This window comes from Rhizobium sp. P2_G2, assembly GCF_056403555.1.
The window spans coordinates 25,009-46,981 of sequence record NZ_JBFUFF010000029.1 but is presented as its reverse complement, the minus strand read 5'-3'; the positions used below and the strand labels follow the sequence as shown (position 1 = coordinate 46,981).

Below are 21,973 nucleotides of genomic sequence, written 5' to 3'. Positions count from 1 at the left end.
TATGCTCGGAAGAACAGCCCAAGGCCTATTCTGGATGTCGCGCTACCTGGAGCGCACCGAAAACACCGCGCGCCTGATCGATGCCGGTTTCCGCATGTCGCTGATCCGCTCGGTGGCGACCGACGAAGACTGGGACGGCGTGCTGCAGAGCGCCGGCGTCCGCGAACTCTATGGCGAGAGAGCCGTCACCAGCACGGAAGCACTCGATTTCCTGCTGCGCGACAAGTCCAACCCGTCCTCGATCATCAACTGCATGGAATATGGGCGCAACAATGCCCGGATGGTGCGCACGGCTCTGACCCGTGAGAGCTGGGAGACGATCAACGAAAGCTGGCTGGAAATCAGGCAATTGCTGGCCAAGCGCGTCACGCATGCGACCGTGGTGGATGTGATCGAGGCGATCAAGCGCCGCACAGCGCTGATGCGCGGCACCTTTTCCGGCACGCAGCTGCGCGACGAGCTTTATAATTTCGCCATGCTCGGCTCGTTCATGGAGCGCGCCGACAACACCGCCCGCATTCTCGACGTCAAATACTATGTGCTGCTACCGTCGCTCTTGCATGTCGGCGCCTCCATGGACAACTTCCACTGGCAGTCGATCCTGCGCTCGGTGTCGGCGCATCGTTCTTATTCCTGGGTCTATGACGGCGAATACAAACCGGCCAACATTGCCCATTTTCTCATCCTGAACCGGCGCATGCCACGTTCGCTGGCCTTCTGCTACGAAACCCTCAACAGCAATCTCGCTCATCTCGCCCGCGACTATGGCGGCCAGATCGCCGCGCATGACACGGCGGCGCGCACGCGCAACATGCTGCTGACGACCTCGATCGACGCGATCATGGAACGCGGCCTGCATGAATTCCTCGAGGATTTCATGCTGTTGAACGACAAGCTCGCCACCGAAATCACCGATGGCTACCGGTTCTACACGTGAGTTGACACATGCGTTTGAAAATCAGCCATATGACAGAATACAGCTACGAGGAACCGGTGGAGTTCGCGCTTCAACGCCTCAGGCTGACCCCCAAGGATTGGCCAGGGCAGAAGGTGTTGCAATGGCAGACGCTGGTCAACGGCGCCAGCCAGGAGGCGGGCTATGACGACCATTTCGGCAATCGCGTCGAACTGGTCAGCATTTCCGGCGGCGAAACCAGCATCCGCATCATGGCTTCGGGCGAGGTCGAGACCGAGGAGCGCAACGGCGTCTTCGGCCCCCATCTCGGCCATGTGCCGCTGTGGCTCTATCATCGCGAAACGCCGCTGACAAAGGCGGGCAAGCTCATCAAGGAACTGGCGAAATCCGTCGAAGGCGACGGCGAACTCGCCCGGATGCATGCGCTGATGAGCGCCATTCACGAAACGGTCGAATACCGCAAGAACGTCACGACACCGGAAACCACCGCCGAACAGGCGCTGGAGCAAAAGGTGGGCGTCTGCCAGGATCATGCCCATATTTTCGTCTCGGCAGCACGACAGCTCGGCCTCGCCGCCCGCTATGTCTCCGGCTACATGCTCGACGGCAATGAGATGGGCGCCGCAAGCCATGCCTGGGCGGAGGCGCATGTGCCGGGTCTCGGCTGGGTCGGCTTCGATCCGACCAATGAAATCTGCCCAGATGGCCGATATGTCCGCATTGCCTCAGGCCTCGACTACACCGACGCCTCACCCGTCTCCGGCATGCGGCTCGGCACGGCGCCGGAAATGATCCTGGTCAGCGTCAGCGTCGAACAGGAGCAGTAGGTCGATTGCAGGAAATCTGGGAATGCCGTATATTACAGCATTCCTGGAGATTTCCTCATGCGCAAACCCGTTTTCACCACCAGCGACCTGTCCCGCAAATCCGGCGACATCATCGCCGAAGCCATGCGCCATCCTGTCACCATCACGCAGCGCAACAAACCGCGCTTCGTGCTGCTGAATGTCGAGGATTACGAACGGCTCAGGGAATATGCGGATCATCGGCAAGTGCTAACGCCGGAAACCATTGACGACGAATTGATGGCGAAGATCGAAGAGGCCGTCGAAGCCTATGCAAACAGTGAAGACTGACGCGGATGGCCTTCGAATCTCTGATCACTGGTGCCGTGTTCCGCTATCCCTATCTCTGGAAACAGCAGGCAGATAGAGGAGAAACAGAGGGGCGGAAGGATCGGCCGGTGGCCGTTGCGCTTCGTATCGGCCGCATAGATGGCCTCGAAACGATCGTCATCATTCCGATCACGTCAAAGATGCCGGAAGCAGCACGCCATGCAGCCGAAATCCCGGAAATCGAAAAGCGCCGCGCCGGCCTCGATCCGGCGATGAGGCTGTGGCTCATGCTTGATGAAGCCAACACGGATGTGCTCGGCAAGTCCTATTATCTGGCGGACCAGGAACCGCTCGGCCAATTCAGCAAACCTTATTTCCTGCCAATCGTCAGGGAATTCGCTCGGCATTTCCGGTCGATCATTAAAGTCGACCGCTCCCGCTGAGCCCTACCCTGCCTTCTCCGCTGCATATTTGCCGACACCTTCCGCCAGAAACTTGTTGTTCTCCTCACGGATCTTCGCCGCAGCATCGTCATAGAGGAACGGCAGGAACGCATAGCGGCTGCCGCGCGTCACCCGCGACACCGAATGCAGGAGCGAGCAGGAGAACACGACGGCGCCGCCGGGCGGAGCCTTGTAGCGTTTCGGGCCATATTCGGGAAAGCCGACCTCGCCACCGTCGAAATCGTCGTTGAGGTTGATCGACACCGCGAAGCGCCGATGCGCCGTGCCGCTTGTTGTGTTGTCGCGATGCGAATTGAAGTGTCCGCCATCCTCGGCCGAATAGCAGCCGACCAGATAGCGCTCCATGCGGGTCACCCGGAACTGGTGCACTTTGAGGATTTCGGGCACGACGCGGCGCAGAACGCGCTGCTGCGTCTGCTTGATCAATCCTTCGTCGGAGAGATGGTAATCCTTGCGGCGCTTGTGGGAATAATCCTTGATGCCAACAGTCTTGCCGTCCCTCTCACGCATGAAGCCGGATTCCTCGCCCCCATGCTCGTTATAGAGACCGATCAGATGCTCGCAGAATTCCGCCTCGAACACCTGCGGCAGGATCAGGATCGGCGCGCTGACCTCGAAACCGGCGAAGCGCACCGGCGGCGGCAGCCGGCTCATGAAATCGACGAGTTCGGCGATGTCGCCGCGATCCGGCCGGAACGGAATGGTGCGCATGACGCGGAGAGTAGGATCGAGCACGAACCAGGTACGGCGCACCTCGACCGCATTCTGCCCGCTGTCCGCTGAGGCACTGACAGCGCCATAGAGCTTGCCGATCTTGGCGTCGAAATCCCAGAAGAAGCGGTAGCCGGGATAGCTGTCGGCCACCCGTTTCTCCGCTTCGTCACCTTGATCGAGACTGATGCCAAAGAAACTGGCGAAGTCGTCGGTGAAGATATCCGGCCGCGCCCTGACCGCCTCGATGGCTGCCTGCGCATGCGGATCGGCGGCCGAAGCGAAATAGCAAAGCACGACATAGCGCCCGGCCGCGGTGTCGAAACTGTAATCCGGATTGGCGAATGACCGCTGCTTGAACCAGGGCGCCGGATCGCCGGCGCTCAGCAACTCAAATCCCGCCATGGTATGCCTCTCACCCGCATGTCCGGACGAGCCGACACCGGCTCGCCACCATCCGGTTGAATTAGAGCGGAAACATCCACTTTGTCCAGCCGCCGCTATGCCGCAGGCGTCGATGCCTCGACCACCGCCAGAGCAGCCATGTTGACGACGCCGCGCGATGTCACCGAGGGCGACAGGATATGTGCCGGCTGCGCCGCGCCGAGCAGGATCGGCCCGACATGCAAGGAATCCGTCATCGTCCGAACCAAGCCCATCGAAATGTTGGCGGCATCGATATTCGGGAAGACCAGCAGATTGGCTTCGCCGTTCAGCGTCGAATTCGGCATGACATGCATGCGCAACTGTTCGGAAATTGCCGATTCTCCGTGCATTTCACCGTCGGCCTGAAGATCCGGCGCCATCTCCCTCACCAGCGCGATCGCCTTGCGCATTTTCTGCGCACTTTCGGAATCGCGGCTGCCGAAATTGGAATGCGACAAGAGGGCGACACGCGGCGTTATGCCAAAGCGACGAATCGCCTGCGCCGCCTCGATCGTCATCTCGGCGATCTCCTCGGCGGTCGGCGTGATCTTCACATAAGTATCGACGAAGAAGGTCGCGCCGCGCTGCGAGATCACCAGGCTGAGGCCATAGAGGTCGAGCACGTCCTTGCGCTTGCCGATGATTTGCGAGACATCGCGCAAGTGCCGAGCATAGCGGCCTTCGACGCCGCAGATCAGCGCATCCGCATCACCGCGCCGCAGCGCCAAAGCCGCGATAACCGTGGTGTTGGTACGCACGATGGTGCGCGCTGCTTCGGGAATCACGCCCTTGCGGCCGACCAGTGCGAAATATTCGTCGACATAGCCTTTGTAGCGCGGGTCATCCTGCGGATTGATCAATTCGAAATCGACGCCTGGCCGGATGCGGAGGCCATAACGCTTCAGCCGCGTTTCGATAATCGACGGCCGGCCGATCAGGATCGGCTTGGCGATCTCTTCTTCGAGCAGCACCTGGGCGGCGCGCAGCACGCGCTCGTCCTCGCCTTCGCCGAAAATCACCCGCTTCTTGTGGGCGATCTTGGCAGCGGTGAAAATCGGCTTCATGATGAAGCCGGAGCGGAAGACGAAGCGGTTGAGCTGGTCGAGATAGGCATCGAAATCCTGGATCGGCCTTGTGGCGACCCCGGTCTCCGCCGCCGCGCGCGCCACCGCCGGCGCGATCCGGAGGATAAGGCGCTGGTCGAAGGGCGACGGGATGAGGTAATCAGGCCCGAAGATCGGCGTTTCACCACCGATCGCCTTGGCCGCCACTTCATTAACTTCCTCGCGCGCCAGCCCGGCAATCGCCCTCACCGCCGCCATCTTCATCGCTTCGTTGATCGTCCGGGCGCCGCAATCGAGCGCGCCGCGGAAGATATAGGGGAAGCACAGCACATTGTTGACCTGGTTGGGGAAGTCCGAGCGGCCGGTGCAGATCATCGCGTCCGGGCGGACGGCCCGCGCCGCTTCCGGCATGATCTCCGGATTGGGGTTGGCAAGCGCCATAATCAGCGGCTTGTCGGCCATGGCCTTCAACAGTTCCGGCTTCAGCACGCCGGCAGCGGAAAGGCCGAGGAAGACGTCGGCATCGCCGATCGAATCGGCCAGCACGCGCTTGTCGCTTTCCTGGGCATAGACGTCCTTCCAGGGGTCCATCAGCACGGGCCGCCCCTTGTAGACCAGGCCCTCCAGGTCGTGCACCCAGATGTTCTCGCGCTTCGCGCCGAGCACGACGAGTAGGTTGAGGCAGGCAAGTGCCGCCGCCCCTGCCCCGGAGGCGACGATCTTGACCTCGGATAGCTCTTTGCCGGCAAGGTCGAGACCATTCAGAATCGCCGCGGCGACGATGATTGCCGTACCATGCTGGTCGTCATGGAAGACCGGGATATTCATCTTCTCGCGCAGCTGGCGCTCGACCTCGAAACATTCCGGCGCCTTGATGTCTTCGAGATTGATGCCGCCAAAGGTCGGCTCCAGCGCCGACACGACCTTGACCATGTCGTCGATCCCGGGCGCATCGATCTCGATGTCGAACACGTCGACATTGGCGAATTTCTTGAACAGCACCGCCTTGCCTTCCATCACCGGCTTGGAGGCGAGCGGGCCGATATTGCCGAGACCGAGCACGGCCGTACCGTTGGAGACGACGGCGACGAGATTGGCGCGCGACGTATAGTCGGCGGCGCGCTCGGGCGCATCCTTGATTGCGAGACAGGGTGCGGCGACGCCGGGCGAATAGGCAAGCGCCAGATCCCGCTGGTTGCCCAGAGGCTTGGTTGCGGAGATTTCCAACTTGCCCGGCCGCGGATAGCGGTGGAAAAACAGCGCTTGTTCGTCGAGGTCGCCGCTATGCGGCGCATTCTTGCCCGTATCGTCACTCATGGCTTCACATTCCTTCCTGAAGCCTGGAAGCTTTACCGGATTCGCATGCCAAATCCAGTTTCGCGCCGGAACAAAGTCTTGAGTTGGCCGAGGAAAGTGACGCAGATCGGAATATCCCCGTCGTCAAATGACAAAGCGCACGGTTTAGCTCTCCGCTGAATTGATGGTAGCGCTATCATCGACGCTTGACTCCAGCCCGATAAGCTTACATGCCGGAGCAAAACAATCTTGGGAGACACCTGGGCATGAGTCCGCTTTTCGATCACAAGCGCAACCCGGCAAGCCCCTGGGGCAACGTGTCGAACTGACAGGCGCTGCGATCTTGCAGGCGAGCGCCGCCTCTTCCTTTGTGAATGGACACATGCCCATGTCGACGGCGGTATCAGCACATCCTTTTGAACCAACGGCCTTCGTGGTCATGGGTGTTTCCGGCAGCGGCAAGACCATGGTCGGCGAAGCGATAGCCCGTGATCTTGGCCTGCCCTTCCTGGAAGGCGATAGCCTGCATCCGAAAGCCAATATAGACAAGATGTCGAAGGGCATTCCGCTGACCGACGACGATCGTTTTCCGTGGCTGGACAAGATTGGCGCCGAAGTTGCGGCAAAGCTCGCGGCAGGCGGCGGAATTGTCGTGTCCTGCTCGGCGCTGAAGAGGATTTACCGCGACCGCCTGCGCGCCGCCGCTACGGGCAGGCTTATTTTCATCTTCCTAAGGGGTTCGGAAGCAGTGCTTGCGCCGCGCATGGCCGCGAGAAAGGGCCATTTCATGCCGGCCTCGTTGCTCAAAAGCCAGCTTGCGACCCTCGAAGATCCGTCCGGCGAACCGGGCGTGCTCACCATCGAGATTTCCGGCACCACCGACGAGGTTACGACTGAAACGATCCGAAAGGCGCGAGCCACGATGCGCGTGTCGTAGAGAACATCATATACGATGAGGCCGGCAGCATCGCCGCCGGCCTCCCCACTGGGTGCGCTGGCTCAGGCGACCTTCTTCTGTGCTGCCAGATTGACCGCCGACTCCGCGAGTTGCGTCAGGGCCTCGTCAGTCTGGCTTTCCTCCGCAAGCGTCGCTTCGAGGAGCTTGGCCGCATCCTTGTGGCCGAGCTCGTTTGCCCAGGTCCGCAACGTGCCGTAACGGGTGATCTCATAGTGCTCGACCGCTTGGGCCGAGGAGATCAGACCCGCATCAAGCGTGGCCGTGCCCTTGAAGTCCTCGATAATCTCCTCTCCTTCGGCCAAAATGCCCTGAATCGCCTCACAGGTCTTGCCCTGCGCGCGCTTGCCAATCGATTCGAATACCTGCTGCAGGCGTTCAATATGAACTTCCGTCTGTTCCTTGTGCTTTTCGAATGCCGCCTTGAGCTTCGCATTACTGGCAGCACGCGCCATCTTCGGCAGCGCCTTCACGATCTGGCGTTCGGCATAATAAATGTCCTTGAGCGTGTCATAGAACAGGTCTTCAAGCATTTTCTGAGCCATTGAACTCTCCCGTGGTTGAGATGAAGAAGCGCCGGTCCGGCCAAGGGACAGGCGGTCGCGATGCAGCCGGAAGAGAGCGAAAGTCACGACAAACTATCCCGCCCCCATATCGTCTGATCTGACCGTTCAACGGGAACGATCGGCGAAGGTTCCTGACCATCGGTGCTTTTCCTAAATCCAGGCGCGAAATCGTTTTGGGGAACCCGTGATCCGAGCCGGAACCTTTTGCGATGCGGACAGTTGCAAAGGTACGGCGGGCCGAAACACGCCCCGCCCTTTTTCAACGAGCGTCGCACACGACAGATCGAAAACGTATTGTTTTCAACAATGTAAGGAGAACCCCAATGAAAAGCTTCCTGGCAACCACGGCGATCGTATTGCTGATGGGCGGTTCGGCCTATGCCGCCTCCGCCAAGCTGGACGCCTATCAGGCGCAGGCCACCGACATCGACGCCTCCAAGTTCATCGGCCAGACCGTCTATGCGAGCAAGACCGACGTCCAGCCCGACCAGAAAGTGGCCGGCGCGAGCAGGGACTGGGACAATATCGGCGACATCAATGAGGTCGTGTTCGATCGCAATGGCTCAGTGAAGGCCGTCGTCATCGGCGTCGGCGGCTTCCTCGGCATGGGCGAAAAAAATGTTGCGGTGTCATTGAACGACATTAAATTCGTCCGCAATGGCGACAACGCCAATGACTTCTTCCTGGTGGTCAACTCGACCAAGGAAGCGCTGAACGCGGCGCCGGCCTTCAAGACCCCGGACGAGATTCGCGAAGCCAGCAATACGCCGCCCGCAACCGACACCAACACGACGGCTGCCAATCCGGGCCTGACCACACCGGCCGACACCACCGCGTCGAACACCACGACGACGAACGACATGTCGAAGCCGAAGATGAGCAATGACACTGCCGCCGACACGACGATGAAGCCGGCGGACAACAGTGCGACCAACACAGACACGACCACGACGGCCTCGACGACCAACAATGACACCAGCGTGCAGTCGACCATGAACGATAACCGTGCGCGCCTGACGCCGCCGACCGTCACCCGCGAAGGCTATCAGACCGCCAAGGCTGACGAACTGACGGCCGACAAGCTCGAAGGCGCCACCGTCTACGGCCCGAAGGATGAGGACATCGGCAAGATCAACCGGCTAGTGATGAACGACAATGGCAAGGGCGTTAAATTCTTCGTCCTCGATGTCGGCGGCTTCCTCGGCATCGGCGCACATACGATCGCCGTCACCCCGCAGGAACTCAATATCGTCCGCAATGCCAAGGGCGACGACGTTCGCATCTATATCGACTCCAACAAGCAGGCACTGAAGGCCCAGCCCGAATACAAGGTGCAGTGAGGCACTCCCTGCTCACTGTACAGAGAAAGGGCCGCCCGACCTGGCGGCCCCTTCTTTGCATCGTTCGGGCAGATGGGAAGTGAAAAGGCCACCGGCATTGCTGCAGTGGCCTTTCTTCATGCGAGGTTTGCAGCTCAGTCGAAGCTACTCGTCTGCATCTGTCGGAATGTGGCTATCGACCCCGATCAGTTCCAAGCGGTTGACAGCGCGCTTGACGCCGGCGGTGCGGAGCACCACCTGGTTGATCAGCCGCCGCTCATGCTCCGTCTCGACCTCGCCCTCGATGGTAACAACACCATCGGCAACGCTGAGCTCGATTTGGTTATCGTCCCAGCGGCCGCTGTCGGAAAGTTTGGTGGCGATTTCCTCCTCGATGGCGTCATCATCGATCGTGCCACCCTCTTCTTCTGGAAACGGCGAAGGGCCGCCCTGGCTCTGGATGGCCGTGTCGCGCGCGACTTCCACATTGTCCGGGTCGAGTTCATCGGACTGGTCGCCATAGGCGGCATTGCGCTTCTTGCGGATCGGGGCGCCATCGGCATAGGGCCAGCCTTCATCGATATCGCGCGCTTCATAATCGCGGAAATCCTCTTCGCGGCCCTGGTCAGTCGTCGGTTTGGTGGGTGCGGGCATTCCGATCTCCTCTCGGTTTATGCTGATCAGGCAGAAAGCCTGGCGCTGTTGTTGCCGTCTTTGGCGAGCGGTGGGAAAGGCTGCGCGTGATCATCGAAGCGGGTCCAGCCCTCTGCTCTCAATGCGTCGCGGCGCGCGGCGATATCGACGCGATGCCGGATCATGATCGACTCGGCGGCGGAGACGAACTTGTCCTCGACATGGGCAACCACCAGCGATCCGCCGCGTCTGAGACTTTCAGCATAGACCTGTGCATCCGGATCGTCGATGCCCTGTTGCTGCAGGGCGCCGATCAGGCTGCCGGCCGCGCCGCCGAGCACCGCACCGGTCGCCGAACCGGCAAGGGTCGCAAGCAGCCAGCCGGCCGAGACAACGGGACCTATCCCCGGCAGGGTGACGATGCCCAGACCGAGCATCAGACCACCCAGAGCGCCGACCACGGCGCCCAATCCTGCGCCCTTTTCGGCATCGGCTTCCGGCAGTGCTCCTTCCGCATACCATCCATCGGCATTATTGGCGACAAGACTGATATCATGCGGCGGAATGCGGCGCTCGCGCAGCTCCTGCACAACGGCGATGGCTTCAGCGTGGTCATCGAACAGGCCGACTATGATTTTCACGGATATCTCCCGTACACGGTGCCTCGTCTGCGACATCCAGACTTCCCGATAGCCATCCCTCGTCCTCGGCATAGCTATCTCTCGAGTATCGGATCGCGCAAAATCACGCTTGATCCGGATCAAGACTGAAACGCCCCCGGCACTGCAGAGTTCCTGCGAGCGCCGGAACATCCGGGGGACAACCATCGTTTTGAACCGAACCCAATTTGAAGCTTCGATGCGAAAGGCAGGCCGACCATGGCGCTCGAGACCTATAACGCCAAGCGCAATTTCGAGCGCACCGCCGAGCCGAAGGGCGAACTCTCCAAGACCGAAGGCCATAGTTTCGTCATCCAGAAACACGCCGCCACCCGCTTGCACTACGATTTCCGGCTGGAAATGGACGGCGTGCTGAAAAGCTGGGCGGTGACCCGCGGGCCGAGCTTCGTGCCCGGCGAGAAGCGGCTTGCCGTGCATGTCGAAGACCATCCGCTCGACTACGGTGGCTTCGAAGGCAATATTCCCAAGGGCGAATATGGCGGCGGCTCGGTGATCGTCTGGGACCGCGGCAGATGGCAGCCGGTCGGCGATCCGCACAAGGCCTACAAGAAGGGCCATATGGAATTCGAGCTCGACGGCGAGAAGCTGCACGGCCGCTGGCACCTGATCCGCATGGCACATCGCACCGGCGAGAAACATGACAACTGGCTGCTGATCAAGGGCGAGGACGACTATGCCCGGACCGAGGATGAGCCTGACATCTTGGAAGAGGAGCCGGATTCGGTCCTGACCGGTCGCGCCATAGAGGAACTCGAAGGCGAGGCCCCAGGCTGGTCGTCAAAGACTGGCCGCATCGACAGACAGGCAAAGCCGGCCGGCAAGAGAGCTGCCGCCCCCAAGAAAGCGACGCCAGCGGATAACCTGCTGCCAGTCAGCGACGCCTCTAAGATCAAGAAGGCCAAGAAAAGCACGCTGCCGGACTTCATCGAGCCGGAGCTCGCCACGCTCGTGCCGAAGCCGCCTACGGGAAAACGCTGGCTGCACGAAGTGAAATTCGACGGCTACCGGCTGCAGGTCCGCATCGAGGCCGGCCGGGTCAAACTTTTCACCCGCAGCGGGTTGGACTGGACGAAGAAATTCGGCAAGGACCTGATCTCCGGCTTTGCCGCACTTCCGCTCAGCACCGCGCTGATCGATGGTGAACTGGTGGTCGAAAACAGCGCCGGCAGCTCGGATTTCTCCGCGCTGCAGCAGGCACTGAGCGAAGACAAAACGGGCAAGTTCAAATTCTACGCCTTCGACCTCCTGCATCTCGACGGCGCCGACCTGACCGCAACACCATTGGTCGACCGAAAAGCCGTGCTGCAAACGCTGTTGGCCGGGCAGGATGTCATCCGCTACAGCGATCATTTCGGCGAGGAAGGCGATGTCGTGCTGCAACATGCCTGCCGGCTCAGCCTGGAAGGCATTGTCTCCAAGCTGCGCGACGCACCCTACCGCCCCGGTCGCGGCCGCGACTGGCTGAAATCGAAATGCTCCTCGCGGCAGGAATTCGTCATCGCCGGCTATGTGCCGTCGACCGCCAGTCGCAACGCCATCGGGTCATTGGTGCTGGGCGTCTACGACGACAGCAAGCTGCGTCATGTCGGCCGCGTCGGCACCGGCTATACCGCAAGGGTCGCCGAGGACCTCTACGCGCAGTTGGAGCGCATCCGCATTGACAAAAGCCCGTTCGGTGAGAAGCTCACCTCCGAAGAGGCGCGCGGCGTCCGCTACGTCCGGCCTCAGCTTGTCGCCGAGGTCGAGTTCCGCGCCTGGACGGCCGACGGCAACCTCCGGCATGCGGCCTTCCGCGGCCTGAGGGAAGACAAGCCGGCCAAGGAGATCGTGCGGGAGGACCAGCCTGCCGCCAAGACCGAAAAGGTGGAAAGGCAGGCCATGCCCAGTGTCAAGCTCACCCATCCCGATAGGCTCTACTGGCCGGACGAGGGCGTGACCAAGGAAGGTCTTGCCAATTACTATACGGAAATCTGGCCGCTGATCGGCCCCTTCATCGTCGGCCGTCCGCTGGCGCTGTTGCGCGCACCCGAGGGCGTGGGCGGGGAGATGTTCTTCCAAAAGCATTCCTGGCGCGGCATGAACAAGAAGATCGCGCTGGTCGAGGATCCGCAGGAGACCAACCCCGACGACAAGCTGATCATGATCAGCGATCTCGACGGCCTGATCGGGCTGGTGCAATCGGGCGTGCTGGAAATCCACCCATGGGGTTCGTCGATCAAGGATATCGAACATCCTGACATGATCATCATGGATCTCGACCCCGGCGAAGACGTATCCTGGCCCCGGATCATCGAGGCGGCCTATGAGGTGAAGAAACGCCTTGAGGCGGAAGGTCTCGCAACCTTCGTCAAAACCTCCGGCGGCAAAGGCCTGCACGTCGTCGCTCCAGTGAAGCCGAAAGCAGATTGGGACGCAGTCAAGAACTTTTGCCACCGGATCGCCGGCGCCATGGCGCAGGATGACCCGGATCACTATGTCGCGACGATCACCAAATCGAAGCGGCACGGCAAGATCCTGATCGACTATCTCCGCAATGGCCGCGGCAACACGGCGGTGGCGCCGTACTCCACGCGTGCTCGAAAAGGTGCGGCCGTGTCGATGCCGCTTGCCTGGGATGAGTTGAACGACGCGATCGGCCCGGCTTATTTCACGGTGATGAACACACCAGCACGGATCGCGTCGCAGAAAGAGAATCCCTGGAAGGATTTTCGTGCCGCGGCGAAACCAATCCAGCCTAGGAAGTAGCCGATGCCTGGCCTGTCAGGAACCCTTGGACCGAGAGTCTGCCGCACTGTAGAGAGAATAGAAGTTCATGGCGCCGAGCAGCATGAGAACCCCGGCGATCTCTCCGATGTAAACTATATCCAGAACCTTCCATATCGAAAGTGCCTGGGCAGAATTTTTCATGCAGCTTGGCAAGGCAAACCATAAGAGCGGCATCGCCAATAGCCAGGATGCTTTTCTAACTTGAACTGGTTGGCGGTGATCGCCATCAGCGCGAAGCGGCTGAAACCAATAGGAAAAAACCGGTCCATCAATCCATTTCGCTCTTTGACGAATAGGTCGTTATGACGATAGATCAGGGATAGCCGAATGCGACCAGCCTCTCACCCCGCCTGCTGCATCTCCACATCATACGACGTTGCCGCTTGCTTCAGCAGGCTGCGGAACAGGGCTGCATATTGTCCGGCGCTGCGTTCCCAGGAGAACCGCGCCTTCATCGCCTGCACCTGCAACTGATGCCACTGCTTGGGATTGGCATAGGCGTCCATCGCGCGTCGAAGCGCGTTGCACAGCCCTTCCGTGGTCACCGGATGGAACTGGAAGCCGGTGGCGACCTGGGCGTTCATCGCCGCGTCGTTGGCGTCGATGACGGTCTCCGCCAGCCCGCCGGTGCGCGACACGACCGGGATGCTGCCATAGCGCAACCCATAGAGCTGTGTCAGTCCGCAAGGCTCGAAGCGAGATGGCTGGATGATCGCGTCCGAACCGCCATGGATCAGATGTGCCAGCTCTTCGCTATAGCCGATGCTGACCGCGATCCGGCCGGGATGTTTTGCCGCTGCGTCGAGCAGCATGCGCTCGATGCCGGGATCGCCCTTGCCGCAGATGATCAGCTTGGCGCCGGCAAAGGCGATGAAATCGGTGGCCGATGCGAGCATGTCCATGCCCTTCTGCCAGGTCAGCCGGCTGATCACCGAGAAGATCGCCCCGCCATCATCGTCGAGACCCATGCGCTTGACCAGCTTGCGGCGATTGTGGCGCTTGAGATCGAGAGTGTCGACAGTGTAGGTCTGCGCCAGGTATTCATCGGTGTCCGGATTCCAGACCTCGTCGTCGATGCCGTTGAGAATGCCCTTGAGGCTGTCGCGACGCACCCGCAGCACGCCTTCCATGCCCATGCCGAAGCGCGGCGTCAGAATCTCGCGCGCATAGGTCGGGCTGACGGTGGTGATCACGTCCGATGTCATCAGCCCCCCCTTGAGGAATGAGATGTCACGGTAATATTCGAGGCAGCCCACGTCATAGGCACTCGGCGGCAGCCGCAGATAGGGCAGCAGATTGGCGGCGAACTGACCCTGAAAGGCAATATTGTGGATGGTCAGCACCACCGGGCTATCGCATCCCATGTCGCGCATATAGACCGAGGTCAACGCCGACTGCCAGTCATGCGTGTGCACCAGATCCGGCGTCCAGCCTGGCAGCTCTCCTGCTGCAATCAGTGCCGCAGCCAGCGACAGAGCGGCAAAGCGTTTCCAATTGTCAGGGTGGTCGTTGCCATTGTCATCGAGATAGGGCGTGCCGGGCCGGTTATAGAGGGCCGGGATGTCGAGGATGAACAGCGTCAGGTCATGGCCTTGCAGCAGCCGGATCGCTGCACGTTCACCGAGGATGTCATCGAATTCGTAGAGCGGCGCGCTGGCCGCAGCCATGGGGAAGAAGACAGGATAACCAGGCACCAGCGTTATGGAATCGACGCCGAAACGCTTCAACGCCTTCGGCAGAGAACCCGTAACGTCCGCAAGCCCCCCGGTTTTGATGAATGGATACACCTCGGAGGTAACGGACAGCACCTTCATTTTGGCACACCATAAACGGGAAAAAAGGTCACTGACATGTAGGAGGCCCCCGGCGAAATGTCAAAAGCGATACGTCATTCTGATAGTATCTGGCTGGCCTTCTCCGGCTGTAAGTAGCAGCTTTCGAATCGCGCAACCCGCTTACAACCTCGAATTAACGATATCATCAAAGTAAATTCATTTAAATAATTTTAACACGGAGGAACTTTAGCAAGTGCTGTATGTTTGAGTGAAGGAGGAGACCTACATGCACGAAAAAGTATATGATATCACGCTCGACAGCGCCGGCTGGTCATGCCATTCGGCGGGCAATTTGATTGGCACGTTTCCCTCATGGCTGCTTGCAATCGCGGCGACGCGTGCGGCCGTCGAGCGGGACCGGCGCACCGGGCTGACCCCGGTCGTTCGCTACCAGGATCTCAAGGGCAGCATGCATACGCTCGATCTCGACGGCAATGATGCCGAACCGCCGCAGATGCGTCCGGCAAACGGGCGCGGCGCTGATCGTCTTGCAGACGGGCAGCACCAACACTAATCTCCGGGTGACTGAAACCAGATTCTGCGAATATCTCGATGATTGGACCGGAATTCTTCGCTCGCCCGTCAAGCGCGGTGGCGGCCGAACTGATCGGCATCACCATGCTCTTCGAGGGCGCCGGCGGCTCGATCGTCGAAACCGAAGCCTATCACGACCAGGATCCGGCGTCGCACAGCTATCGCGGCCTCACGCTGCGTAATGGCGCCATGTTCGGCCCTCCCGGGCATGTATATGTCTATCGCATCTATGGCATCCATTGGTGCGTCAATTTCGTCTGCCTGCCGGGTCATGCAGTCCTGATCCGGGCGCTTCAGCCCGACATCAATATCGAGACCATGCGCACGCGGCGCGGCGGCTTGCCGGACAGGCAGCTCTGCTCCGGGCCGGGGCGTTTGACCGAAGCGCTCGGCATTACCGGCGCCCACGACGGGCTCTCGCTGTTCAAGCCGCCTTTCGAGCTTCTGCCGCGGGTCTCCGACGTGCCCATCGAGATCGGCATCCGCATCGGCATCACCAAGGCGGTGAACGAGCAATTGCGGTTCGGCGCCAAGGCTTCTCCTTTCCTCAGCCGCAAGTTTCCCGCGCTCTCCTGACGCGCACCCACTCACCGCCAACCCAGCCCTTCGGCGATGCCGAGCGAATTGCGTTTGCGTCCGATCAAGTCGCGGCTTTCCCGTTCCGGTCGGCGGAGCGGCAGCGTCTGACGATCCAAACGGGGCGATGCTGCCCGAGCGGAATCCTGTTCGGCTGGCTGGAACCTTCCCGGCAAATTTTCGTTTGGAGAACACTGCCATGACGAGCGGATCACGCTCGGCACGGCAAATCATCTCTGAATTATCTTGATCCTAGAGGAGGTTACTATGGGTCGTGGCATTCTGCTTTGGCTTCTCGGCATTCCGATTCCGGTCATCATCCTGATCCTGCTGCTCTGGCGCTAAGGAGGTCAGATGGCCATTCCTGAATCTGTGATCGTGGATGCCCCGCTTGAATCCTCCGCATCTGCGGTCAGCTGGGGTCCGATCTTGGCGGGCGCCGTCATCGCGGCGGCGCTCTCGCTGTTGCTTCTGCTGGTCGGCACCGGCTTCGGCTTCACCATGGTGTCGCCTTGGGGCGGAAGTGCGTCGGCGGCGACGCTCGGTGTGTCTGCAGCCGTCTGGCTTGTCGTCGTGCAATGGCTGTCGGCCGGCGTCGGCGGTTATCTGACCGGCCGGCTCCGGACCAAATGGACCGGCATCCATACCCATGAAGTCGGCTTCCGGGACACCGCACACGGCTTTCTCGCCTGGGCGCTCTCGACGCTGTTCGTGGCTGCTTTGCTGGGTTCGACGCTCTCATCCGTCCTCGGGACCGGCGCGCAGGCCACTGCGACGCTTGCCGGAGCCACGGCGACAACGGCAGCGACGGCCGCCAGCAAATCCGATACCAACTTCACCACCGGTTACTTCACCGACGCACTGCTCCGGCCGAACGATCCGGGCACTGCGACAGCCGCCGACAACGGCACGGCTGCCGCGCAGCTGTCGCGTATTCTTGCGAATGCCGCAATTCAGGGCAAGATGCCGGATGCCGACCGCGCTTATGTCGACAAGCTTGTGGCGGCCCGGACGGGTCTCAGCCAGGCCGACGCCAAGGCACGAGTTGATGCCGTGCTGAAGCAGGTCGACGACGCCAGGCTCGCGGCGAAAGAGGCCGCCGACAAAGCCAGGAAGACGGCAGCCGCCACTGCCTTGCTCGGCGCACTGTCGCTGTTCATCGGCGCTTTCATCGCCGCAGCAGCCGGCGCCTATGGCGGGCGTCAGCGCGACGAGGAGGAGGAAGTATTGCGCGCCGCTTGACCGCCGACAATACTCTGGCATTATGCGGCATCGAAGTGACATCCGATCCAAGGCATGGATAAGATGCGCCATTACTTGCGGGCAACGGAAAAAAAGTTGCAGATAAGTCGGAAAAGCCATTGACGCTCGTCACGACAATGGCTTTTCTCTTTGCCTGCATGGTGCTTTTGCCCATCGCTCAAATTCCAGTCATGGCAAACCTGCTGATCAATGCGGCGATTGCTACGATAACCTTATCATTGGTGTTGGTCTTGGCTTACATTCACGGGAAAGATATACGCGCGCTCAGAGCGCGGCTCGACGAGTTTGCCGCCGAATTCGAGGCGGCTTCACGCACGCAGGCAGAAGGAAAACTGTCTGCGTCCGAGCTTCGGCATATCCGCATGCTGATTGCTGAGCAGGCAACTGAAACGGACGATGAGGTCCGCGGTCTCAATCGCGACAAACGCCCCTCGCTTTTCTGACGGGCCGACATGGAGCGGCTGTCACGCTCTCCGGCCAATCAATCAAAGCACGGAACTGCTGTGAATTTCGCTGCCGGCGACCTGGCTGAGCAATTCGCGGGCGCGGGCAATCGCATTGTCGCGGCTGAGTTCCTCGTCCCGGCGCATGAAAACCGAAATGACCTCGCCATGATCGCCGGTAAACTCCACCCGGAAGGTGGGGCTCTCGCCGCCTTCTTCCCTTATCTGCGTCGCTATAACCTGCATGGCTACCTCCTTATGGCTGTCGCAGAAACGAAACCCCCGGCAGCTTTGTTCCTGTCGGACGCGGCAAGCGTGCCTGATGATTTTTCGCTTCCGGTCCGGACGCCGATAGGTTAATCGAATTCGAAACTCCGCGGGCAGGAACGCCAATGCCGATCTTTTCGGTGCGCCATATCACCGAATACCACTATTCAAAGCCCGTGGCTTTCGGTGAGCATCGGCTGATGTTCCGGCCGCGCGACAGCTATGACCAGCGGCTGCTGGAAGCCACGCTGACCGCCGATCCCGAACCGGCAAACGTCCGCTGGATCCATGACGTCTTCGGCAATTGCGTGGCCATCATCGACATTTCCGGCGCTTCGAAGCTCCTGCGTTTCGATACGCATATCCGACTTGACCATATCGCCGAACCGATCGCCTTCCGCATCGACGAAAAGGCGATGACCTATCCTTTCGCCTATGACAGCGAGGAGATGAGCGACCTCAAGCCGACCATCCGCTGCCACTATCCCGATGCGGCCGACGAGATCGGTCGCTGGGCGCGGCAATTCCTGAAGCCGGGCGGACCGACCGATACCGGCCGGCTGCTGATGACCATGTGCTATGCGATCCACGAGAGCTTCGTCTACGGACGCCGTATCGAACAGGGTACGCAGCCGCCGCTGATGACGCTGCAATTGCGCAAGGGCACATGCCGCGATTTCGCGCTGCTGATGATGGAGGCGGCGCGTTCGCTGGGTCTCGCCGCCCGTTTCGTCTCCGGCTATGTCTATGTGCCCCAACGCAGTGCCGCCACACGCGGCGGCGGTTCGACGCATGCCTGGTGCCAGATCTACCTGCCGGGCGCTGGATGGGTGGAATTCGACCCGACCAACGGCATTGTCGGCAACCGCGACCTTATCCGCGTCGCGGTGGCGCGAGACCCGGCCCAGGCCATGCCGCTCTCCGGCAGCTACAGCGGCCGCCCGGAGGATTTCAGGGAAATGATCGTCCACGTCGATGTGACGGCCGAGGACGCCGCCGATCAGCGCGTCCAGCCAAGCGGAAACGGGCCGGCTGCGCGATACGCCTGACGGTGTAGAAGACAGCTGGCAAAGGGTGCCTCGAGCCGCCGGAAGCGCGTCAGAGGGTGCGGGCGTTGTCGTTGCTGATCACCGCGGAGAGGCGGTTATCGACCGAGGCGACGCCCGTCACGCGCGAGGCGATATCCTCGGCAATCTCGATCTCTTCTGGATAGGTGACGGTGCCCTTCAGCACGATCGCCGTGCCGGCCGCTATGACGACGACCTCCGCGGCGTCGATATCGGCGGCGCGGGCCAATGCATCGGCAACGCGCGTTTCCATGGCCATGATCGGATTGGCTTCGAGATCAACCGGGTTGACGTTCCGGCCATTGAATGCCTGCGGCTTGAACACCATTGTCTTTCTCCAATGATCTGCCGATCCCTAGACGTCCTTTCGGGCGCTGCTTGCATCGGCTTAGTGATAGAGGTTGATGACGGGCGGCTTGCGGGTTTCGTCCGGATTGGGAAGTGGCTCTTCGTCCGGCAGCCGATCCGGTTCCGGCTCCTTGACGGGGGGATCCGGCGGAACAATCGGTAGCGGCGCTGGTTCCGGCTCGACGGGTATGATCTGTGCGTGAAGCATGGTTCTCTCCGTTGCTGTCGGAGATAACCCACGGCCACGGCCATGGTTCCGACAAGGGCGCTGTAACGTCGCACGCCGCCCACAACGCAAAAATCTGTTCAAAGTCGCAAAAAGAAAGTTTAAGAAAAGCTTGATATACTACAATGCAAACTAGCATATCGCATCCGTGCACGAGCAGGAGAACAATGAAGAAGAATAAACTGATCGCGCAAGCCAGAAAGAAGGGGACGTTGCAGCAGGTTGCCGCACTTCCCTATCGTCGTCGCGACGATGGCGACATTGACTATCTGGTCATCACCTCGCGCCGCACGCGCCGCCTCATCGTCCCCAAGGGCTGGCCGATGAAGGGCAAGGCTGACTGTGTCGCCGCGGCAATCGAGGCCCGCGAGGAAGCCGGCGTGCGTGGCAGGATCGGCGAGCAACCGATCGGCAGTTTTTCTTACATCAAGCAATTGGCGGAAATGGATATTCCTGTCACGACGCATGTCTTCCCGCTCGAAGTCAAGAAGGTCAAGTCGCGCTGGAAGGAAGCCAACTGCCGCAAACGACGCTGGGTATCCGCCGCTGAGGCAGCAACATTGCTGAGTGACCGGGAGCTCGCGGATCTCGTTCGTACCGTCAGCGCGACGCTGCACGAAACCTAAGGCACATTCTAGCGCGCTTCAGCCGCGACGCGCGCCTGCGCTGCCTTGAGGATCGACCGTATCTCGTCCGAGCGCGCCGCCTCGAAGGCAAAGGCCTCTGACGGCACGGCACCCGGATCCTCCTCGCCGTCCATGAACACCGATTCGTCGCGCAATCTCGCGGTCAGATTGTCGTGATCACCGCCGAGATAGGCCGCCAGGAAAGCGATCAGGATTTCACGCTGGGCGCTGAGCCGGCCTTCCAGTTCTTCCATCGTCATAGATTTATCCTCCTCTATTGTGCCGTGTCCAGCGCCGCTTCATGTCCCCTCTCCTCTCCCTGCCGGAGAGGAAAGACCAGAATGAACGTCACGCCATCACCGCTGCTTTCGATCTGGTAGCGGCCGCCGATCTGGCCGACAAAGCCGGCGATCAGCCGGCTGCCCATACCCTTCTTGCCGTCGCCGGACAGGCCGGGGCCATTGTCGGCGATTTTCAGCGTTGCCTCTCCGCCGCCCTCCAGAAGGCTGACGCTGAGACGCCCGACGGCCTGGTCATGGAACGCATATTTGAACGCATTCGACACGACCTCGTTGATGATCATTCCGATCGGCAGCATCAGGTCGCGGTCCACAGTCAGGGCGACAAGACTGGAATCGATCTCGATCTCCTGCGGATAGCTGCGGGCGATCTCCCCGACCAGCCGCTCGACATAGGGCGCCAGAGAGACGCGCTCGAACTGGTCCGATTGGTAGATATGCTCGTGCACCGCCACCATGGCGGAAATCCGCCGCGCCATGTCGCTGCGCACCTCGTCCGGCAGAGGCTGCAGCCGGATCAGCGAGGACACCGCCTGGAGATTGTTTTTCACCCGGTGATGAATCTCACGGAAAAGAACATGATTGCGCTCGACCGCCTTTTCGAGTTCCAGATTGCGGACGGCAAAGGCCCGGAGCAGCCACGCGATCCAGATTGCGAAGCCCACCAGCAATGCAAGGACGGGCAGAGCGAAAGCCAGCTGCAATTCGAGTGAATGCCAAAACATGGCGAGCACTTCGTCGATGTCGATGCCCGCAATCGCAATCAGCGGCCAGTGCTCGATCTTGTGATAACCGACGATGCGCGTCGCGCCGTCAACCGGCGAGACCGGGCTGAAATAGGTGCCTTGCGGCGATTTCGGCAGCATTTTGAAAACATTGGAATTAGAGATGTTCAGCGGCTTTGGGACATCCGGATGCCGGGCGACGACCCAGCCATCCGCACGCAGCACCGTTACGATCGAATGCGCACCAAGCCCGATCGCGTTCCAGAAGTCGTCTATCTTCTGGACTGGAATGGCAATGGATGCGACGCCGCGGAACTGGCCCTTGCGAACGATGTTGCGGGCAATGACGAATACCGGACGGTCGGTCAGCGGCTCCATCAACCGCGAAGAAATGACCACCGGGATTCCCGCCTTCAGCTGGTTGAAATAATCGCGGTCATCGATCCGGATACTGCCGGCTTTCGATACGCTGGACAACCTCAGCACACCCGCCGCGTCGTAGACGGAATATTGGAAACCTTCCGGCAAGTCGCCGACGGCTCCGGAAATATCCTCGACCGCGTCCCGGGTCGTACCGATCGGACCGTCGCCGATCGCGGCATCGATGCGTCGCAGTGCCTGATCGCTCGCTTCAACCATCCACTCCATATGTGCAGCAACGACATCGGCGGCCGACTGCGCCTTGGTCTCACCGGTTGTCAGGGCAAGGCGATAATTCTGCCAGACGAGGAGGCCTGCCAGCGCGAGCGCCGCGGCGATAATGATGGTCGTCAGGGCGACAGCGGTACCTGGCCTCGCTATGCGTGCGTGCAGGGTCTCCACCAATCAGAACTCCACGCCGTCCTGCCCTCAA

General features: G+C 60.7%; 24 protein-coding genes. 13 read left to right on the top strand and 11 right to left on the bottom strand.

The window, feature by feature from the left end:
* The first annotated feature begins 1 nt into the window (after position 1).
* Genes AC1D06_RS20640 through AC1D06_RS20625 form a run of 4 tightly spaced genes read left to right on the top strand, consistent with a single transcriptional unit; the run spans position 2 to position 2,474 of the window.
* Positions 2-937, top strand: coding sequence for an alpha-E domain-containing protein (locus AC1D06_RS20640; protein ID WP_477875462.1), 936 nt, complete (start codon positions 2-4; stop codon positions 935-937).
* Positions 938-945: 8 nt separating this feature from the next.
* Positions 946-1,743: a transglutaminase family protein gene (locus AC1D06_RS20635; protein WP_477987705.1), complete on the top strand. Its 798-nt coding sequence runs from the start codon at positions 946-948 to the stop codon at positions 1,741-1,743.
* A 57-nt stretch (positions 1,744-1,800) separates the two neighbouring features.
* A complete protein-coding gene (locus AC1D06_RS20630; protein WP_477987704.1) occupies positions 1,801-2,052 on the top strand; it encodes a type II toxin-antitoxin system prevent-host-death family antitoxin in 252 nt (83 codons plus the stop codon).
* 5 nt (positions 2,053-2,057) lie between these two features.
* Entirely contained in the window at positions 2,058-2,474 is a 417-nt protein-coding gene (locus tag AC1D06_RS20625; RefSeq protein WP_477987703.1) for a hypothetical protein, read from the top strand.
* A 3-nt stretch (positions 2,475-2,477) separates the two neighbouring features.
* Here AC1D06_RS20625 and AC1D06_RS20620 read toward each other — a convergent pair whose 3' ends face one another.
* Complete coding sequence (locus AC1D06_RS20620; RefSeq protein WP_477987702.1) at positions 2,478-3,611, bottom strand: 2OG-Fe(II) oxygenase; 1,134 nt, start codon at positions 3,609-3,611, stop codon at positions 2,478-2,480.
* Positions 3,612-3,706: 95 nt separating this feature from the next.
* Positions 3,707-6,013, bottom strand: coding sequence for an NADP-dependent malic enzyme (locus AC1D06_RS20615; RefSeq protein WP_477987701.1), 2,307 nt, complete (start codon positions 6,011-6,013; stop codon positions 3,707-3,709).
* A 361-nt stretch (positions 6,014-6,374) separates the two neighbouring features.
* Between AC1D06_RS20615 and AC1D06_RS20610 the strand changes: the two genes are divergently transcribed.
* Positions 6,375-6,929, top strand: a complete 555-nt coding sequence (locus AC1D06_RS20610; protein ID WP_477987700.1) for a gluconokinase — start codon at positions 6,375-6,377, stop codon at positions 6,927-6,929.
* A gap of 62 nt (positions 6,930-6,991) precedes the next feature.
* Here the strand turns inward: AC1D06_RS20610 and AC1D06_RS20605 are convergent, their stop codons facing one another.
* Positions 6,992-7,492, bottom strand: coding sequence for a YciE/YciF ferroxidase family protein (locus AC1D06_RS20605; protein ID WP_477987699.1), 501 nt, complete (start codon positions 7,490-7,492; stop codon positions 6,992-6,994).
* Positions 7,493-7,836: 344 nt separating this feature from the next.
* On the opposite strand from AC1D06_RS20605, the gene AC1D06_RS20600 reads away from it, so the two are divergent.
* Positions 7,837-8,853 carry a PRC-barrel domain-containing protein gene (locus tag AC1D06_RS20600; RefSeq protein WP_477987697.1) on the top strand — a complete coding sequence of 339 codons (1,017 nt, stop codon included), beginning with the start codon at positions 7,837-7,839 and terminating at the stop codon, positions 8,851-8,853.
* A gap of 144 nt (positions 8,854-8,997) precedes the next feature.
* On the opposite strand, the gene AC1D06_RS20595 is transcribed toward AC1D06_RS20600, so the two are convergent.
* A complete protein-coding gene (locus AC1D06_RS20595; RefSeq protein ID WP_477987696.1) occupies positions 8,998-9,486 on the bottom strand; it encodes a BON domain-containing protein in 489 nt (162 codons plus the stop codon).
* Positions 9,487-9,512: 26 nt separating this feature from the next.
* Positions 9,513-10,106: a hypothetical protein gene (locus AC1D06_RS20590; RefSeq protein ID WP_477987695.1), complete on the bottom strand. Its 594-nt coding sequence runs from the start codon at positions 10,104-10,106 to the stop codon at positions 9,513-9,515.
* 237 nt (positions 10,107-10,343) lie between these two features.
* Between AC1D06_RS20590 and ligD the strand changes: the two genes are divergently transcribed.
* On the top strand, positions 10,344-12,890 hold the full coding sequence (gene ligD / locus AC1D06_RS20585) for a DNA ligase D (protein WP_477987694.1): 2,547 nt from the start codon (positions 10,344-10,346) through the stop codon (positions 12,888-12,890).
* A 362-nt stretch (positions 12,891-13,252) separates the two neighbouring features.
* On the opposite strand, the gene glgA is transcribed toward ligD, so the two are convergent.
* Complete coding sequence (gene glgA / locus AC1D06_RS20580) at positions 13,253-14,725, bottom strand: glycogen synthase GlgA (RefSeq protein ID WP_477987693.1); 1,473 nt, start codon at positions 14,723-14,725, stop codon at positions 13,253-13,255.
* A gap of 247 nt (positions 14,726-14,972) precedes the next feature.
* On the opposite strand from glgA, the gene AC1D06_RS20575 reads away from it, so the two are divergent.
* From AC1D06_RS20575 to AC1D06_RS20560, 4 genes are all read left to right on the top strand, one after another.
* Positions 14,973-15,260 (top strand): hypothetical protein, encoded by a 288-nt coding sequence (locus tag AC1D06_RS20575; protein WP_477878825.1) that lies wholly within the window; start codon positions 14,973-14,975, stop codon positions 15,258-15,260.
* Between the two features lie 38 nt (positions 15,261-15,298).
* Positions 15,299-15,856, top strand: a complete 558-nt coding sequence (locus tag AC1D06_RS20570; protein ID WP_477987692.1) for a DNA-3-methyladenine glycosylase — start codon at positions 15,299-15,301, stop codon at positions 15,854-15,856.
* Positions 15,857-16,210: 354 nt separating this feature from the next.
* A complete protein-coding gene (locus AC1D06_RS20565) occupies positions 16,211-17,098 on the top strand; it encodes a hypothetical protein (protein WP_477987691.1) in 888 nt (295 codons plus the stop codon).
* 119 nt (positions 17,099-17,217) lie between these two features.
* Entirely contained in the window at positions 17,218-17,562 is a 345-nt protein-coding gene (locus AC1D06_RS20560) for a hypothetical protein (RefSeq protein ID WP_477987690.1), read from the top strand.
* Positions 17,563-17,604: 42 nt separating this feature from the next.
* Here the strand turns inward: AC1D06_RS20560 and AC1D06_RS20555 are convergent, their stop codons facing one another.
* Complete coding sequence (locus tag AC1D06_RS20555) at positions 17,605-17,808, bottom strand: hypothetical protein (protein WP_477878821.1); 204 nt, start codon at positions 17,806-17,808, stop codon at positions 17,605-17,607.
* Between the two features lie 146 nt (positions 17,809-17,954).
* Between AC1D06_RS20555 and AC1D06_RS20550 the strand changes: the two genes are divergently transcribed.
* Positions 17,955-18,878 carry a transglutaminase family protein gene (locus AC1D06_RS20550; RefSeq protein ID WP_477987689.1) on the top strand — a complete coding sequence of 308 codons (924 nt, stop codon included), beginning with the start codon at positions 17,955-17,957 and terminating at the stop codon, positions 18,876-18,878.
* A gap of 49 nt (positions 18,879-18,927) precedes the next feature.
* Here AC1D06_RS20550 and AC1D06_RS20545 read toward each other — a convergent pair whose 3' ends face one another.
* Together AC1D06_RS20545 and AC1D06_RS20540 are read right to left on the bottom strand one after the other, a co-directional pair.
* Entirely contained in the window at positions 18,928-19,224 is a 297-nt protein-coding gene (locus AC1D06_RS20545; protein ID WP_477987688.1) for a BON domain-containing protein, read from the bottom strand.
* Between the two features lie 60 nt (positions 19,225-19,284).
* A complete protein-coding gene (locus AC1D06_RS20540) occupies positions 19,285-19,452 on the bottom strand; it encodes a hypothetical protein (protein WP_477987687.1) in 168 nt (55 codons plus the stop codon).
* Between the two features lie 185 nt (positions 19,453-19,637).
* Between AC1D06_RS20540 and AC1D06_RS20535 the strand changes: the two genes are divergently transcribed.
* On the top strand, positions 19,638-20,096 hold the full coding sequence (locus AC1D06_RS20535; protein WP_477987686.1) for an NUDIX hydrolase: 459 nt from the start codon (positions 19,638-19,640) through the stop codon (positions 20,094-20,096).
* 8 nt (positions 20,097-20,104) lie between these two features.
* On the opposite strand, the gene AC1D06_RS20530 is transcribed toward AC1D06_RS20535, so the two are convergent.
* Positions 20,105-20,356, bottom strand: coding sequence for a hypothetical protein (locus AC1D06_RS20530; RefSeq protein ID WP_477878816.1), 252 nt, complete (start codon positions 20,354-20,356; stop codon positions 20,105-20,107).
* A gap of 14 nt (positions 20,357-20,370) precedes the next feature.
* The gene (locus AC1D06_RS20525) at positions 20,371-21,942 is read right to left on the bottom strand and encodes a sensor histidine kinase (protein ID WP_477878831.1); all 1,572 of its coding nucleotides are present in this window, start codon (positions 21,940-21,942) and stop codon (positions 20,371-20,373) included.
* Positions 21,943-21,973: the final 31 nt, after the last annotated feature.

Bases quoted from the DNA above. Each gene is read 5' to 3' on its own strand.
- AC1D06_RS20640 (WP_477875462.1), top strand. From the start codon at position 2: ATGCTCGGAAGAACAGCCCAAGGCCTATTCTGGATGTCGCGCTACCTG.
- AC1D06_RS20635 (WP_477987705.1), top strand. From the start codon at position 946: ATGCGTTTGAAAATCAGCCATATGACAGAATACAGCTACGAGGAACCG.
- AC1D06_RS20630 (WP_477987704.1), top strand. From the start codon at position 1,801: ATGCGCAAACCCGTTTTCACCACCAGCGACCTGTCCCGCAAATCCGGC.
- AC1D06_RS20625 (WP_477987703.1), top strand. From the start codon at position 2,058: ATGGCCTTCGAATCTCTGATCACTGGTGCCGTGTTCCGCTATCCCTAT.
- AC1D06_RS20620 (WP_477987702.1), bottom strand. From the start codon at position 3,611: ATGGCGGGATTTGAGTTGCTGAGCGCCGGCGATCCGGCGCCCTGGTTC.
- AC1D06_RS20615 (WP_477987701.1), bottom strand. From the start codon at position 6,013: ATGAGTGACGATACGGGCAAGAATGCGCCGCATAGCGGCGACCTCGAC.
- AC1D06_RS20610 (WP_477987700.1), top strand. From the start codon at position 6,375: ATGCCCATGTCGACGGCGGTATCAGCACATCCTTTTGAACCAACGGCC.
- AC1D06_RS20605 (WP_477987699.1), bottom strand. From the start codon at position 7,492: ATGGCTCAGAAAATGCTTGAAGACCTGTTCTATGACACGCTCAAGGAC.
- AC1D06_RS20600 (WP_477987697.1), top strand. From the start codon at position 7,837: ATGAAAAGCTTCCTGGCAACCACGGCGATCGTATTGCTGATGGGCGGT.
- AC1D06_RS20595 (WP_477987696.1), bottom strand. From the start codon at position 9,486: ATGCCCGCACCCACCAAACCGACGACTGACCAGGGCCGCGAAGAGGAT.
- ligD (WP_477987694.1), top strand. From the start codon at position 10,344: ATGGCGCTCGAGACCTATAACGCCAAGCGCAATTTCGAGCGCACCGCC.
- glgA (WP_477987693.1), bottom strand. From the start codon at position 14,725: ATGAAGGTGCTGTCCGTTACCTCCGAGGTGTATCCATTCATCAAAACC.
- AC1D06_RS20575 (WP_477878825.1), top strand. From the start codon at position 14,973: ATGCACGAAAAAGTATATGATATCACGCTCGACAGCGCCGGCTGGTCA.
- AC1D06_RS20570 (WP_477987692.1), top strand. From the start codon at position 15,299: ATGATTGGACCGGAATTCTTCGCTCGCCCGTCAAGCGCGGTGGCGGCC.
- AC1D06_RS20565 (WP_477987691.1), top strand. From the start codon at position 16,211: ATGGCCATTCCTGAATCTGTGATCGTGGATGCCCCGCTTGAATCCTCC.
- AC1D06_RS20555 (WP_477878821.1), bottom strand. From the start codon at position 17,808: ATGCAGGTTATAGCGACGCAGATAAGGGAAGAAGGCGGCGAGAGCCCC.
- AC1D06_RS20550 (WP_477987689.1), top strand. From the start codon at position 17,955: ATGCCGATCTTTTCGGTGCGCCATATCACCGAATACCACTATTCAAAG.
- AC1D06_RS20545 (WP_477987688.1), bottom strand. From the start codon at position 19,224: ATGGTGTTCAAGCCGCAGGCATTCAATGGCCGGAACGTCAACCCGGTT.
- AC1D06_RS20540 (WP_477987687.1), bottom strand. From the start codon at position 19,452: ATGCTTCACGCACAGATCATACCCGTCGAGCCGGAACCAGCGCCGCTA.
- AC1D06_RS20535 (WP_477987686.1), top strand. From the start codon at position 19,638: ATGAAGAAGAATAAACTGATCGCGCAAGCCAGAAAGAAGGGGACGTTG.
- AC1D06_RS20530 (WP_477878816.1), bottom strand. From the start codon at position 20,356: ATGACGATGGAAGAACTGGAAGGCCGGCTCAGCGCCCAGCGTGAAATC.